12 protein-coding genes are annotated in these 15,075 nt (G+C 51.7%); 8 read left to right on the forward strand and 4 right to left on the reverse strand.

Going from position 1 to position 15,075, the window contains the following annotated elements; translation table 11 throughout:
• Position 1 precedes the first annotated feature (1 nt).
• From lepA to smc, 3 genes are all read right to left on the reverse strand, one after another.
• Complete coding sequence (gene lepA / locus EBB_RS24905) at positions 2 to 1,801, reverse strand: translation elongation factor 4 (RefSeq protein ID WP_192396322.1); 1,800 nt, start codon at positions 1,799 to 1,801, stop codon at positions 2 to 4.
• Between the two features lie 71 nt (positions 1,802 to 1,872).
• On the reverse strand, positions 1,873 to 2,610 hold the full coding sequence (locus tag EBB_RS24910) for a cell division protein ZipA C-terminal FtsZ-binding domain-containing protein (protein WP_192396323.1): 738 nt from the start codon (positions 2,608 to 2,610) through the stop codon (positions 1,873 to 1,875).
• Positions 2,610 to 6,110: a chromosome segregation protein SMC gene (gene smc, locus EBB_RS24915; RefSeq protein ID WP_192396324.1), complete on the reverse strand. Its 3,501-nt coding sequence runs from the start codon at positions 6,108 to 6,110 to the stop codon at positions 2,610 to 2,612. The genes EBB_RS24910 and smc overlap by 1 nt, the downstream gene beginning before the upstream one ends.
• 381 nt (positions 6,111 to 6,491) lie before the next feature.
• Between smc and nhaD the strand changes: the two genes are divergently transcribed.
• Genes nhaD through EBB_RS24930 form a run of 3 tightly spaced genes read left to right on the forward strand, consistent with a single transcriptional unit; the run spans position 6,492 to position 10,212 of the window.
• Positions 6,492 to 7,940 (forward strand): sodium:proton antiporter NhaD, encoded by a 1,449-nt coding sequence (nhaD, locus tag EBB_RS24920; RefSeq protein WP_192396325.1) that lies wholly within the window; start codon positions 6,492 to 6,494, stop codon positions 7,938 to 7,940.
• An 8-nt stretch (positions 7,941 to 7,948) separates the two neighbouring features.
• The gene (locus EBB_RS24925; RefSeq protein WP_225587751.1) at positions 7,949 to 9,517 is read left to right on the forward strand and encodes a DUF4118 domain-containing protein; all 1,569 of its coding nucleotides are present in this window, start codon (positions 7,949 to 7,951) and stop codon (positions 9,515 to 9,517) included.
• Complete coding sequence (locus EBB_RS24930; protein WP_192396326.1) at positions 9,514 to 10,212, forward strand: response regulator; 699 nt, start codon at positions 9,514 to 9,516, stop codon at positions 10,210 to 10,212. The genes EBB_RS24925 and EBB_RS24930 overlap by 4 nt, the downstream gene beginning before the upstream one ends.
• Before the next feature lie 269 nt (positions 10,213 to 10,481).
• Here EBB_RS24930 and EBB_RS24935 read toward each other — a convergent pair whose 3' ends face one another.
• Entirely contained in the window at positions 10,482 to 10,841 is a 360-nt protein-coding gene (locus EBB_RS24935) for a hypothetical protein (protein ID WP_192396327.1), read from the reverse strand.
• 294 nt (positions 10,842 to 11,135) lie between these two features.
• Here EBB_RS24935 and queF point away from each other — a divergent pair, with 294 nt between their 5' ends.
• The 5 genes from queF to secD all read left to right on the forward strand — a co-directional run bounded on the left by queF (position 11,136) and on the right by secD (position 15,055).
• Positions 11,136 to 11,525, forward strand: a complete 390-nt coding sequence (gene queF, locus EBB_RS24940) for a preQ(1) synthase (RefSeq protein WP_192396328.1) — start codon at positions 11,136 to 11,138, stop codon at positions 11,523 to 11,525.
• Positions 11,526 to 11,531: 6 nt separating this feature from the next.
• Positions 11,532 to 11,816 carry an EscU/YscU/HrcU family type III secretion system export apparatus switch protein gene (locus EBB_RS24945; RefSeq protein ID WP_026603899.1) on the forward strand — a complete coding sequence of 95 codons (285 nt, stop codon included), beginning with the start codon at positions 11,532 to 11,534 and terminating at the stop codon, positions 11,814 to 11,816.
• On the forward strand, positions 11,813 to 12,673 hold the full coding sequence (asd, locus tag EBB_RS24950; protein WP_192396329.1) for an archaetidylserine decarboxylase: 861 nt from the start codon (positions 11,813 to 11,815) through the stop codon (positions 12,671 to 12,673). The genes EBB_RS24945 and asd overlap by 4 nt, the downstream gene beginning before the upstream one ends.
• Positions 12,674 to 12,781: 108 nt before the next feature.
• Positions 12,782 to 13,132, forward strand: coding sequence for a preprotein translocase subunit YajC (gene yajC / locus EBB_RS24955; protein WP_082769132.1), 351 nt, complete (start codon positions 12,782 to 12,784; stop codon positions 13,130 to 13,132).
• 75 nt (positions 13,133 to 13,207) lie between these two features.
• On the forward strand, positions 13,208 to 15,055 hold the full coding sequence (secD, locus tag EBB_RS24960; RefSeq protein WP_192396330.1) for a protein translocase subunit SecD: 1,848 nt from the start codon (positions 13,208 to 13,210) through the stop codon (positions 15,053 to 15,055).
• The last annotated feature ends 20 nt before the right edge of the window (positions 15,056 to 15,075 follow it).

Genomic DNA, 15,075 nt, shown 5'->3' on the forward strand with positions numbered 1-15,075 from the left:
ATTACTCTTTATTGACCTGCAACACCGCCAGGAAGGCTTCCTGTGGAATCTCGATACTACCCACCTGCTTCATGCGTTTCTTACCGGCTTTCTGTTTTTCCAGCAGCTTTTTCTTACGGGTAATGTCACCACCATAACATTTGGCTGTGACGTTTTTGCGCATGGCTTTGACCGTAGAGCGGGCGATGACTTTTGCACCGATAGCCGCCTGGATAGCCACTTCGTACATTTGTCGTGGAATCAGGTCTTTCATCTTTTCGACTAAATCTCGACCACGATTCTGACTCAAATCCCGATGCACAATAATAGACAAGGCATCGACTTTGTCACCATTGATCAAGACGTCCAGCTTAACCAGCGGCGCCGGCTCGAAGCGCAAAAATTCGTAATCGAAAGACGCATAACCACGACTGACCGACTTCAAACGGTCAAAGAAGTCGAGCACCACTTCGCTCATCGGTAACTCGTAGCTCAGCGACACCTGACTACCGGCATACTGCATGTTTTTCTGAATGCCGCGTTTTTCGATGCACAGATTTATCACGTTGCCCAAGTAGGCTTGCGGCACCAGAATATTCGCCAAAATGATAGGTTCGCGAATCTCAACAATGGTGCCGACATCCGGCAGTTTAGCCGGGTTATCGACCATGACGATCTCGCCGCCATGGGTTTCCACTTCGTAAATAACGGTCGGCGCGGTGGTAATCAGATCGATATTGTATTCTCGCTCCAGCCGTTCCTGGACAATCTCCATATGCAACATGCCGAGGAAACCGCAACGAAAGCCAAAACCCAGCGCTTGCGAGGTTTCCGGCTCGTAATTGAGTGCCGAGTCGTTTAGTCGCAATTTATCCAACGCTTCGCGCATGGCGCCAAAGTCGTCGGAACTGACGGGATACAAACCGGCAAACACTCGGGGCTGGACTTTTTCAAAACCCGGTAAGGCTTCAGTGGCAGGGTTATCTGTCGCGGTAATGGTATCCCCAACCGGTGCGCCAAAAATATCCTTGATGCCGGCGACGATGAATCCCACCTCACCGGTGTTGAGTTGCTGCTTTTCCAATTGCTTGGGGGTATAAACGCCCAACTTGTCGACTAAGAACGACTTACCGGTCGACATGACGGTAATTTTTTGCTTTTTGCGCAGACTACCGTTGACGATGCGCACTAAGGACACCACGCCCAAATAGTTGTCGAACCAGGAATCGATGATTAAAGCCTGTAACGGCGCATTCTCGTCGCCGGCCGGGGGCGGAATCTTTTGAATTAATTGATCCAGCACCGCTTCCACGCCGATGCCGGTCTTCGCACTGATCTTCAAAGCTTCGTCGGCCGGAATGCCGATCACATTCTCAATTTCTTCCATCACCCGCTCGGGTTCAGCTGACGGCAAATCGATCTTATTCAAGACCGGCACGACTTCCAAACCTTGTTCAATGGCGGTGTAGCAATTCGCGACGCTTTGCGCTTCGACGCCTTGGGCGGCATCCACAACCAGCAATGCGCCCTCGCAAGCCGCCAGGGAGCGCGAAACTTCATAGGAAAAGTCCACGTGGCCCGGCGTGTCGATAAAGTTCAGCTGATAGGTGACGCCATCGCTGGCCTTGTAATCCAGGGTGACGCTTTGCGCCTTGATGGTAATGCCACGTTCCCGTTCCAGATCCATGGAATCGAGTACCTGCGCCTCCATTTCCCGGTCGCTTAAGCCGCCACAAATTTGAATGAATCGGTCTGCCAATGTCGATTTCCCGTGATCGATATGGGCAATGATGGAGAAATTTCTGATATTTTTTTGATCCACTTAGCTTCTAGTTAATTCGTTAGGTTTACAGAATAAATGCGGCGGCTGCCCTGCCCCCGCGAGGTACTGCTTTAGGCGGCCTTGGCCAATATTTGTCTGAATTGCGCGACTGTTTCAGCAGTCAGCGGCTGCCGCTGGTTATCCCAGACAACGCCGTCAAGTTCGTCGGCCAACGTATCGATGGTCTCCATGAAGTCATCAAATACCGCCAACGGCGCATCGACTTCGCGCGGTTGCATAAAAAACACGATGCCGGGACAATAAAAGTCTTGTAGCCCGGTGTCAGGGAAAGTACCGGGGTCAACCATACTGGCGACCGCGAAATCGACCATACGGTTAGCATCCACACGCTCGAATACCCGCACACTACCATAGCGTAAGCCCACACGTTCGAAAGCCTCGAACAGATCTTCGCCATTAAAGCCTTGGTCGGCACGGGCAACGATGCTGAACTCGATCAAAGCTGGCAATTCCAAACGCCGCGAATGAGCCAAAGTCGCGGCTTGTTTTTTCTCGACATCCTTGCGAGAGGCATCAGCAGTGGGTTTTGGGCTGGGCTTGATGGCTTGATCGTCTAACAGAGCATCTCCATCAACCAACTCGGTGCCCAACGCAAATACATCCATCTCATCGTCGTCTTCCTCAACCGAAAACTCGTCAACCACCCGGTCGTCGTAAGAGTCCTCGTCGTAATAATCGTCAGGCGTGCGTCTTTCTCGCAACGATTTGACGAAATGCCACAACACCATGCCGATCATCACCAGCACGCCGATCAAAATAATCACGACTCTTAATAATTCTTTATCCATTAGCTTTCTGCCATGCTCACTGCTTCATCAATATCAACCGCCACCATTCTGGATACTCCAGGCTCCTTCATGGTAACACCTGCCAGATGTTTTGCAATTTCCATTGTGACTTTGTTGTGCGAAATATACAAAAACTGTACGGTTGCCGACATGTCTTCCACCATCTGCGAAAAGCGCACGACGTTAGCATCATCCAGAGGCGCATCGACTTCATCCAGCAAACAAAACGGCGCCGGGTTCAACTCGAATATCGAAAACACTAAAGCCACCGCAGTCAAAGCTTTCTCACCGCCGGACAACAAATGAATCGAGCTGTTGCGCTTGCCGGGCGGCCGAGCAATGATGTTGACGCCGGCTTCAAGCAAGTCGTCTTCGGTTAACTCCAGATAAGCCTGACCGCCACCGAACAAACGCGGAAACTTTTCTTTCAAGCCACTATTGATCTTGTCGAAAGTCTCTTTAAAGCGCTGGCGGCTTTCCTTGTCGATCTTGCTAATCGCTTGATCCAAAGTATTCAAGGCATCAACCAAGTCGTCGTGCTGCTCGTTTAAAAACTTCATCCGTTCGGATTGGGTTTTGAATTCCTCGATCGCTGTCAAATTTATGGATCCCAACTTTTCTATTTGATCAGTCAGCTCATCGACGGCATTTTTCCATTTCGTTTCGCTCGCGCCTTCGGTTAGATTGCTTAGAATCACCTCCGGATCGGCATCCACCTCCGTCAATTGCTCGGCAATGGTTTGCTGCCTGACTCGGCTATCTTGCTGCTCGAAACGTACCTGATCCAAAGCCTCTTTTTGTTTTTCCAGGGACCGTTGGGTTTGCGAATATTGCTCGGCCAACTGACTGACCGTCTGTTCGCTGGCTTGCTGGGCCTGACGCTCGGACTGCAAGTTATCCTCGAATTCGGCTTTACGCTCCAACAATTCTTCCAACTGCATTTTCTCATCGTCGAGCGGTGCTAATGAAAAGTGCAACTTGTTTTCCAATTCAGCGATTCGATCAGCCGATTGCTGATGCTGCAATTGCAAGCGCTCGATCTGTTTCGCGGTCAGCACTTCCGAAGACTTCAGCGATTCGATTTGCGCATGCAAACGATGCAAATGCCGGCGTGCTTCATCAACCGAGGCATCGGTGTTTTGCTGTTGCGCTTGAATCTGTTGATTTAGTTGCTCCAATTCGGTTTTCTTGTCACCCAAATCACCCAAGGCCTGCTCGGCGTCCTGCTTGATCATTTCCGCTTCGGAAATACTCTCAGCGTTTTCCGCCAGCTGCTGGCTGATTTCTTCGATCTCATGATCGAGCTGTTCCAGGCGGCGTTTTTGCTGTTCGAAACGAGCCGACTGCGCGCTGTATTCGGCGCTCTTCGCGGAAAACTCAGCGCTGAGCAGCTTTTCCTTTTGTTGATATTGCTCGCGATTACTCTCGGCGGCCTTCAACTCTTGTTCGGAGTGGGCTAATTGCTCTTCGTCCTCGGCTATCATCATCTGCAATTCGCTTTGCCGCTGCTTCAGTTCGCGTAATTCCTTTTCTCGGTGCAATACCCCAGCCTTGCTGTCGCTACCACGGCTGATTTTGATCCAGTCCTTACCTAACCAAGTGCCGTCGGCCAATACCACCGACTCGTGCGCCTGCAGATGCATTTGCCGGGCTTGCTGCATAGTCTCAGCGCAATAAATGCCGCTCAACAAACTGGATAAATCCCAGCGACTGCGCAACTTACTCGCCAATGCGACGGAGTCGGCACTAGCGCCGGCCGGGTTAGCGTGCGTTTCAAAAACCACCAAAGACTGCTTGGTCAAATCCTGCAACTCGCCCAATATCGAATCGGCGCTATCCACACAGATCGCTTCCAGGTAACTGCCCAACACCGTTTCCACGGCGGTTTCCCAGCCTTCCTCGGCATCCAGAAACTCGGCAAGGCGCGGTTGTTGCTCCAACCCGACTTGTTCCAGCCACACGCCTAACTCTTTTTTGTCCTTGCCCATCGCGTGCTGCTGCAATAATTCCAAGGAACTGATCTTGCCGTTAACCTTCTGCAACTCGGCGCGACTGGCGTGCAGGCTATCATGCAGCTGTTTGATGGCCGGCCTTAGTTCGGCGATGCGCTGCAAAACGGTATCCAGCTGTTGCTGCAACTGCTCGCGCTCGGCTTCGATCAATTCGATACTGCTATCCAAGGTTTCCAATTCCAGTTGCAATTGGGTGTCAGCTAGGCCGCCGCGTTCGCTATTTAATTTATCTAAGCGGGTCTGCAACTGGCGGTTTTGATTTTCCAGCTGTACCAGCTTGGTCCGCTGCACTTCGGCTTGCTCTCGATAACCGGCGTTTTCCGCCAAAAAAGCTTCCCACTGCTGCTGCCATTGCTGCTTTTGCAGATGCGCGTCTTGCTGAATGCCCAGCAAATCTTCCTCGCGCTCGCGGGCCACGATCATGGTTTCTTCCGCTTCCAGCAAGGTCTGACGAATTTCTTCCAGCTGTTGCCTATCTTGTTCGCATTCAGATTGCGCCTGTTCGGCTTGCAGTTTCAAGCGATTGATCTCAACCAGGGTTTCTTCGTGGCTTTTTTGATTGTGCTTGATGGTCTGTTCCAGTCGACTGACTTCGGCGACCACGGCATAATATTCGGCTTGGGTGCTATCCAGGTGCTGCTGCTGGGCTTTTTGTTCGCCGCGCTTCAACTCCATGCCTTTTTCAGTATCGCGCAGCAACACGAACAAACGATTGTGTTCGGCGGCGATACTTTGCAGCTTTTCTTCCAACTTCTGCGCAGAACGCTGAAAGTTTTGCCAGCGCATCGCCAACAGCTCTTGCTTGTATTGGCGTTCCTGCTTTTTCAGCTCGGTATATTTTTCGGCTTTTTCGGCCTGCTTGGCCAGATTCTTGATTTGCTTTTCGACTTCGTCGCGCAAGTCGTTCAAGCGCTCCAGATTCTCGCGGGTATGGCGCATGCGGGTTTCGGTTTCCGAGCGCCGTTCCTTATATTTGGAAACCCCCGCCGCTTCCTCGATATGCACCCGCAAATCTTCCGGCTTGGCTTCCACCATCCGCGAAATCGTGCCCTGCTCGATGATCGCATAGCTACGCGAACCGAGACCGGTACCCAAAAACAGATCGGTAATATCCTTGCGCCGGCATTTGGAGCCGTTCAACATGAATAGCGATTGCCCATCTCGGCTAACCTGGCGCTTGATGGAAATGGTGGCGTACTGTGAATATTCGCCGCCAGCCTTGCCCTCGCTGTTGTCGAACACCAATTCGACTGACGCCATACTGACCGGTTTGCGGCCCGACGAGCCATTGAAAATCACGTCGGCCATATTGCCGCCGCGCAAATGCTTGGCCGAGCTCTCGCCCATCACCCAACGCACTGCGTCGATGATATTGGATTTGCCGCAACCGTTAGGACCGACAATCGCGGTCAGATTGCCATTGATCGGTATCGTGGTGGGATCGACAAAGGATTTAAAACCCGAAAGTTTGATTTTTTCCAGCTTCATGACTGGCGATGGGGATTCCGGCGCGGATTACAAAGCCGGCTATTATCGTCGAAATGCCGTTTCGATTCGAATGGAATTTAAATCGGCTTAACACCGGGCCCCAAACCGAGCTCAGCATTTCGTCTCGAAAATCAATACGTAAACAGATTGCGGGCATCGCTTGACCAAATCGACTTATAAGTCAGACCGCCAACTACAGCAACCGAAAACCGCCAGATAATACAGTTGACTTCAGCTTTGCGCATACCGCGGCATTACCCGCAAACACCAGCTCTTTACGCCTTTTTTACACGGCTAAAAATAAAATCCGCAGATCGCCAAAAGTTGCCGGAAACCAAGCAATTTTGCGGCATTTAATTAATCTCATTAACCGGAGAACGCATGCTGCGGGTCAATTATCTGTTTGGATTGGTATCACTGATTTTTCCGGAACTCGTTTCTGCCGACTCGGCGCCGGCAGCGCCACAGACCTTTCATCTTGACCTTACTCAACATTGGGTTGGCTACTTTTCGCTGGTCGTGATGATCGTTGCCTATATCTCGGCGATGCTCGAAGATGTAACCAATCTGCGTAAATCCAAACCCATGCTGCTAGCGGCAGCTTTAATCTGGTTTGTCATTGTCCTGGCATATCAACAACACGGTAATAGCTTACCGGCGACTACCGCCTTCAAGGGCAACTTGCAGGCGTATATTGAATTACTCTTGTTCATCATGGTTTCGATGACGTATTTGAATGCGATGGAGGACATGGGCATTTTTAACGCGCTGAAGATCTGGCTGGTCAGTAAAGACCTCAGCTATCGCCGACTATTTTGGATAACGGGATTTTTAGTTTTTTTAATTTCCTGTATCGTCAACGGCCTGACTGCCGGTTTATTAATGGGCGCTGTCGTGGTGGCTGTTGGTAAAAATAGCCCGCGCTTTGTCTCCTTAGGCTGCTTGAACATCGTCATTGCCACCAATGCCGGCGGTACGTTTAGCCCACTGGGCGGCATATCGACGCTATTTGTTTGGCAACATGGCATGCTGGGTTTTACCGAGTTTTTTAAATTGTTCGTGCCTTGTCTCGTAAATTTTCTGGTCCCGGCTGCGGCTATGCATTTTGCCTTACCTAAAGACAAACCTATCGTCGAACCCGAGCAAATTTCGTTACCCCGCGGCGCCAAGCGCATCTTATTCCTATTCGGCGTCACCATCAGCTTGGCGGTTGGTTTTGACATGGCGTTGGGATTGCCGGCGGCGGCCGGCATGATGGCAGGCCTGTCCTTGTTACAATTCTTTTATTTCTATCTCCAAAAATCCGATAAACCGAGCAGTTCACAACAGTCGGAGTTTTCGCTATTTTTCGGCGGCGGCGACGTAAACTTGATGACTAACGAAGCCAAGCGCCTGGATATTTTCGATAAAGTGGGCCGACTGGAATGGGATACCTTACTGTTTTTCTACGGCGCGATGATGGGAATTGGCGGCTTGGGCTTTATCGGCTATCTTGATGCCATTTCTCAGGTGTTATACGGACAATTCAGCCCGACTCTGGCGAATGTGATGATCGGTTTATCGTCGGCATTCGTCGACAACGGTACGCTTATGTTTGCGGTGTTAACCATGCACCCGGATATTCCGCAAGGACAATGGTTGTTGCTGACCTTGACCCTCGGCGTCGGCGGCAGCCTGCTGGCCATCGGCTCTGCGCCGGGCATCGGTTTGATGGGACAAGCCAAGGGGCAATACACCTTTGCTAGCCACATGAAATGGTGCCCGGTCATCCTGTTGGCTTACTTCGCCAGTATCGGTACGCATATGCTGGTCAATGCCGGATCTTTCTGACCGGTCGAATGGCTAACAATCCCACTCCACGCGCTAATATCGACGTCCCGATGACACTATCTGAAGCCTGGCTATCCGCGCAAAAGCGTGAGCGCTTCCTCGGCCATGCCTGGGGCATCGCCGCTCCCTTCATTTGCACGCTGATCGATTGGCCTTTGCGCGATCTGTTGGGACCGGCCAGCATCCTGATGACGTACTTACTGGGCGTATTTCTGGTCGCCAGCCGCTACGGCCGCAGCGCATCCATCGTCGCCTCGCTACTCAGTGCACCAACCTTTGCCTTTTATTTTGCCCGCCCCATATTCTCCTTTGCGATTAGCGACTTGGAAAATATCGTCGGCTTGGCGGTGATGATCATCGTCGCGAATGTCACCGGCAGTCTGCTTGAAAAATCGCGCATGCAAGCCGAGTTAGCCAAACAGCGTGAATCGCATACCAATGCGCTCTATCGATTGAGTCGGGATCTGGCGGCGGCACAGAATCACAACGCCGTCGCACGCATTGCGGCCGAACATATCGACAACGAATTTGGTACCGATTCGATTCTGCTGATTGCCAATACCGAAAACTGCCTGCAAGTCCAAACGACTCAAGCATTGCCCATTTCACTGCAAAGCCTCGACCTTACACTAGCGCAGCAGGCCTTCGAGACAGGTGAAGTCAGACTGCAGCCCCCATTAAGCTATTACCCGCTAGAAGGATCTAGCGCCGCGCAAGGCATGTTAACCATCCTGCAAACCGAAGCCTTGGCCAGTCAAACGCCGGAAGTAAACACCTTCTGCCATTTAATCGCGCAAACCTTGGAGCGATTTCAGCTAGCTGCTCGAGCCCGCGAGGCCAATCTGCAAGCCGAAACCGAAGCCTTGCGCAACGCCCTGTTAAGCTCGATCTCCCATGACTTGCGCACACCTTTGACTCGCATCATTGGCGCGGTCGGTACCGCTATCGAGAATGATGCCGGATTATCAGCCTCGGAACGCCAAGAGCTGAATCAATCGGTATTGGAAGAAGCGCAACGCATGTCGGAGTTGACCGGCAAAATTCTGGACATGGCCCGCTTGAGTAGCGGTCAAATCATTTTGCACCGGAGCTGGAACACCATTGAGGAAATCGTCGGCAGCGCTCTGAACCGTATGGATAGGCAGTTAAAGGACAGACCGGTCCGCACCCTGCTGCCTGATAGCTTGCCTCTTGTTTGGATAGATGCCGTGCTGATAGAACAGGTGTTGGTCAATCTAATCGAAAACGCGGTTAAGTACACGTCGCCAGGCAGCCCGATTGACATCGAAGCTGTATCGCTGAGCGATCAATTCCGCTTAACCTTAGGGGATTACGGTCCGGGCATCGCCAAGAACCAACAAATTCAGATTTTCGAAAAGTTTTATCGCGGCACCTCCGAAACCAGGCAAAACGGGGTCGGCCTGGGACTCGCATTGTGCAAGGCGATTATCGAGGCACATGGCGGGATGATTTATGTGAAAAACCGCATCGGTAAGGGCGCGGAGTTTCTTATCGAACTACCGCTGCACGAACCGCCGCCGCTGGCCGAATCGGAAGCGCTTGGAAGCCTGGCATGACTACTGCGCCTTTAATTTTGTTAATAGAAGACGACGCGCAAACCCGACGTTTTCTAAAAACCAGCCTAAGCCTTCGCGGCTGGTCCATGATCGAAACCGACTGCGGCAAATCCGGCCTGGCGATGCTGAGCAATGCCAATCCCGACTTGGTGATCTTGGATCTGGGCTTACCTGACATGGACGGAATCGCGGTAACACGACGCTTGCGACAACTGTCTGACCTGCCCATCCTGATATTGTCGGCGCGCAGCCAGGAACAAAACAAGATCATGGCGCTGGATGCAGGGGCCGACGATTACTTGACCAAACCCTTTGGCAGCGGCGAATTGCATGCTCGGCTACAAGCTTTAATGCGCAGGGTTGCACGTAGCCTGAGCAATCAAGAGACTTTTGAAACCGGTCAGTTAAAAGTTGATTTGACACGGCGCAAAGTATTTGTTGCCGACCACGAAGTGCGCATAACCCCAATCGAATTTCGGCTACTCGGCATTCTAATCCGCCATGCCGGGGTGGTCGTCACTCATCGCCAACTGCTTCAAGAGGTTTGGGGTGCTGAACACATACATGATCAACATTATCTACGTATTTATATGGGGCAATTGCGGCACAAACTGGAAGCCAATCCGGCGCGGCCCCGTTATTTGCTCACCGAAGTGGGGGTGGGGTATCGCATGGCGGTTAACGATGACGATTAATGATTGACCCGGCCTGAAACAGCGGTTCTTTCTAATCTGTTGGCTGCACTCGGTGCTGGCCTGTCGAGGTGGGAGTCCAAGATTCTAGGAATCTAAAAACTGATCGAGAAGCCTGTTACGGTTAATTTCTATCGAAATTGAAAGGATGGCGGCCGTGTTGAGGTATTTGGTTCCGGAAAACCACGTGGTTTTAACGGATTAGAAAGAAGCGAGCTAGTCATCAAGACTGGCTCTTGCCGTCGATGCCCTGGCCTAAAAACGGCCCGCAGCTAATTCAACAATGCGCCTAAGTTGTTAGGCCGCCGATTAGCGACAGCGGATTGCGCTTGACCGGGATTGTTTTGGATATCCGAGATTAACCTTCCAAGCAGCTGTTGCGCCTGTTCCGGGCTATTAATTTGGGCCTGACTGTCACTATTTTGTCCGCTGGCAGCCTGCGCCAATTTCAAAGATTCCTGGGACAAACTGACCGTGTCGCTTGGGCTCGGCTCGGGTCTCTCCGCCTGATTTTGCGAATTGGCAACCTTCCTGCGTTCGGCCAACGCTTCAATCCCGCCGGCTTTTTGATCTTTGGATACACCTTGGCTAGCCAAGGAATTTGGGTTTGGGTATGTAGTGTTGATTTCCATCGTCGACTCCCCTGCAAGTTAGACTCACATCTTAGCGGTTTTTGCGATTCGCCTTAACAATAATTTTACATCATTCGCCGCAAGTTGTTGACAATTCTGCCCATCAATTGTTTCGACTGATTCAGGAGAAACAAACCCGGGACCGGACACAAGCGCCAGCGCAAAATTACACGATAACTCATTGAGTTTAAATGCTTAATACGTTTTTGCTTCTTAGCTGGTAAAATATCGCCAGACTTAACCGGCGGACATCCCATTCGCCACTCCGGAATCCCTAACAACCCAAATTAAGCAATGACTACAAAACCCAGCGCAGACCTCACCACTTTCGAAAACCCCAGGCCGGCGCGCGACTTTACGATTCGCATCGACATACCGGAATTTACCTGTTTGTGCCCGATGACAGGCCAGCCCGACTTTGCCAAATTGGTGCTGGAATATGTACCCAATAAATTATGCGTGGAACTCAAGTCTTTGAAGCTGTATATGTGGACTTTCCGCGAACGTGGCGCGTTTCATGAGGCTGTCACCAACGAAATTTTGGATCATATCGTCGCGACAATTTCGCCCAATTTCATGCGTCTGCGCGCCGAGTTCAATGTGCGCGGCGGCATTTACACCACGGTAATCGCCGAGCATCGCGATCCAAGCTGGCAAGCCCCTGAATTGGTCAATCTGCCGTAAATTAGCGTGAGCGGCAGAACTTTCTACAACAGCGATATTGCCGTCGCCCTGCAATACGACGGCAAAAATGCGCCGAAAGTCACCGCCAAAGGCGAAGGTTTTACCGCTCAGCAAATTCTGGCCATCGCCGAAAAACACGGCGTACCGCTGCAAAACGAACCGGAGCTGGCGCGAATTTTGGCGCAAGTCCCGCTCGGTGAGGAAATCCCCCAACAACTCTATATTGCTGTCGCCGAAGTCATCGCCTTTGCGTATTTCATCAGCGGCAAAACCCCCGATTCCGAATCATGAATTTAAAAGAAACTTTTACCGTGCTGCCGCAATACGCATTGCCGCATCACGCACTCTCCGGCGTGATGTCCAAACTGACTCACTGCCAAAACAAAATCTGGAAGAACCTGTTTATCAAGTCCATCGTGCAGCTGTACGGGGTAAATATGCAGGAAGCCAAGTTTCAAGACCTGGAGCACTACGCCAGCTTCAATGATTTTTTTACCCGCGAATTAAAAGACGGCGCCAGACAGATTAACTCAGCCGCCGACGCCATAGCCTGTCCGGCAGACGGAGCGGTCAGCCAAGCCGGACCGATCAGCAACGGTCGAATTTTTCAAGCCAAGGGCCACGACTATAGCGCATTGGAATTGCTGGGCGGCGACGCCGAACGGGCACAGGCCTTTGAAAATGGCTCGTTCGCCACCATTTACTTATCGCCAAAGGATTATCACCGTCTGCATATGCCGCTAACCGGTACTTTGAAAGAAATGGTGCATATTCCCGGCCGGCTGTTTAGCGTGAATAACACTACCGTCGGCGCCGTGCCGAATCTGTTCTCCCGTAACGAACGCGTAGCCTGTATTTTTGACACGGCCGCCGGACCAATGGCTTTGATTCTGGTCGGCGCGATTTTCGTGTCCAGCGTCGAAACCGTCTGGCACGGTGTCGTAACGCCGCCAAGCTTCAGTAAGCCCAGAACTTGGCGTTACGATGACAATCCGCCGATTATTGAAAAAGGCGTGGAAATGGGTAGGTTCAATATGGGCTCGACGATTATCGTCCTGTTCGGTAAAGAAAAAATAGCTTGGAACGACGACGTCTCCAGCGGCAGAGCGGTACAACTGGGCGAGGCAATTGGCCGAACGCTAGCATAATCCGGGCAAATTGACAGCGTAATGTGATAAGCACTGCTAGTGTGGCATAATGCGCGCCTGTCCGCCCGGCCGGACCATTAAAACGACGATAACAATAAGAGGATTACCATGAGTTTCTTGATTTCTGATGCGCTGGCCCAAACAGCGCCCTCCGCCGTACAACCCGGTTTTGAAGGCATGCTGTTCCCATTGGGTATTCTGATATTTTTCTATTTCCTGTTCATCCGCCCACAATCCAAGCGCACCAAGGAACAGAAACAAATGCTGGCTGCGTTGGGTAAAGGCGCCGAGGTGGTCACCACCGGCGGTATTTTGGGTAAAGTGGCCGAACTGGACGACAACTTCGTCAAACTGGAAGTATCCGATAACAGTTTTATTCAAGTGCAGCGCCATGCCATCGCCAACATGATGCCTAAAGGCACTTACAAAACCTTGAACAGCAAAAAAACCAAAGAATAAGTTTGCTTTAACCCTGCGATATACCCCGCTTTTATTCGCAACAGCCTGGCTGTCACTGCTTTTAATGGAATAACCATGCAAAATCATTTCCCTGTCTGGAAAAATATCCTAGTAATTTTCGTGCTGTTAGTCGGTACGATTTACGCGTTGCCTAATCTTTATGGCAACGACCCGGCAGTGCAATTGGCTTCGTCTAGTCCGACGCCATTGCAGCAGTCTCAGGCTGACGCAGTCGCCGCCAGCATCAAAAACGCTGGTTTCACGTTGAAAAGCTTTGAATTTGCCGACGGCAAAATCCTGGCGCGATTCAATAACACCGACGAACAAATGAAAGCGGCAGACATATTGCGCGAACAAATGTCTGGCAAAGCCACAGTCGCCTTGAATTTAGCGCCTGCCACCCCGGCTTGGCTACGCGCTTTCGGTGCAAACCCTATGCACCTGGGCTTAGACTTGCGCGGCGGGGTGCACTTCCTGCTGGAAGTTGACATGGACTCCGCACTGAAACAAGCCGAAGAACGCTACACCAACGATATTCGCTCGGCCTTCCGCGATGCAAAGGTTCGGTATCAATCCGTTTCTAAGGAAGCAGGCGGCATCAAAGTCGTGTTGCCTAACGAAGAATCCAGAGTGGCCGCCACAGAAGTACTCAATAAAGACTTCCGCGGCCTGGATTTAGTGGAAAGCGGTCCGAATGAATTTACATTAAACATCCCCGAACGCAACCTGCGCGAAATCAAGAAATCCGCGCTGGGCCAAAACATTACCACGCTGCGCAACCGGGTCAACGAACTGGGTGTGGCCGAGCCTATCATTCAACAACAAGGCGATAGCCGCATTGTAGTGCAATTACCCGGCGTGCAAGACACCACCCGCGCAAAAGAATTGTTAGGCACCACCGCCACACTGGAATACCGTTTGGTGGACGTGGAGCATGATGTGCAATCGGCGTTGGGCGGTCACGAACCTATCGGCAGCCGCTTATATAAAGACAAAAACGGCGCACCAGTGCTGTTGAAACGCGCGGTTATCGTCACCGGCGACCAGATCACCGATGCGTCATCAGGCTTGGATCAAGACGGTTCGCCTGCCGTATTCATTACATTGGATGGCGTCGGCGCCAAGAAAATGGGCAAGATGACCCAGGAAAATATCGGCAAGCCGATGGCCGTGGTGTTCATCGAATACAAATCCGAAACCCGGGTCGTTAACGGCGAGAAAGTCCAACACAAGGAAAAAGTCGAAAAAGTCATCAGCGTCGCCACCATTCGCGACAGCTTCAGCAAACGCTTCCAAACCACCGGTCTGGATAGCCCAGAAGAAGCCCGCACCTTGGCCTTATTACTCAGAGCCGGCGCCTTAGCTGCTCCGGTTGAAATCGTCGAAGAACGCACGGTCGGCCCCAGCTTGGGTCAGGAAAATATCGATCAAGGCATGATGTCGATTACCGCCGGCTTCCTGCTGGTCGTGTTTTTCATGGTCGCTTATTACCGCGCTTTCGGCTTGATCGCCAACTTTGCTTTGTTATTCAACGTCGTGCTGCTGATCTCCATCATGTCCGTGTTGCAAGCCACTCTGACCTTGCCAGGCATGGCCGGTATCGTCTTGACAGTGGGTATGGCGGTGGACGCCAACGTATTGATCAACGAACGGATCCGCGAGGAACTGCGTAACGGCTTGAGCCGGCAGGCCAGCATATATGTCGGTTACGAGAAAGCGTTTGCGACTATTCTCGACTCCAACGTTACCCACTTCATCGTGGCAGTATTGTTGTTCGGCTTTGGCACAGGCCCGGTTAAGGGGTTCGCACTGGTCTTGATGATTGGGATTGCCACTTCGGTATTTACCGCGGTCACTGGCACCCGGATGTTGGTTAACTGGTTCTACGGCAACGACCATCGCAGCGATAAAATTTCCATCTAGCCAAAATTTGGTCTCGGCTC

Source organism: Methylomonas fluvii (genome assembly GCF_014850975.1).
Classification (GTDB): domain Bacteria; phylum Pseudomonadota; class Gammaproteobacteria; order Methylococcales; family Methylomonadaceae; genus Methylomonas; species Methylomonas fluvii.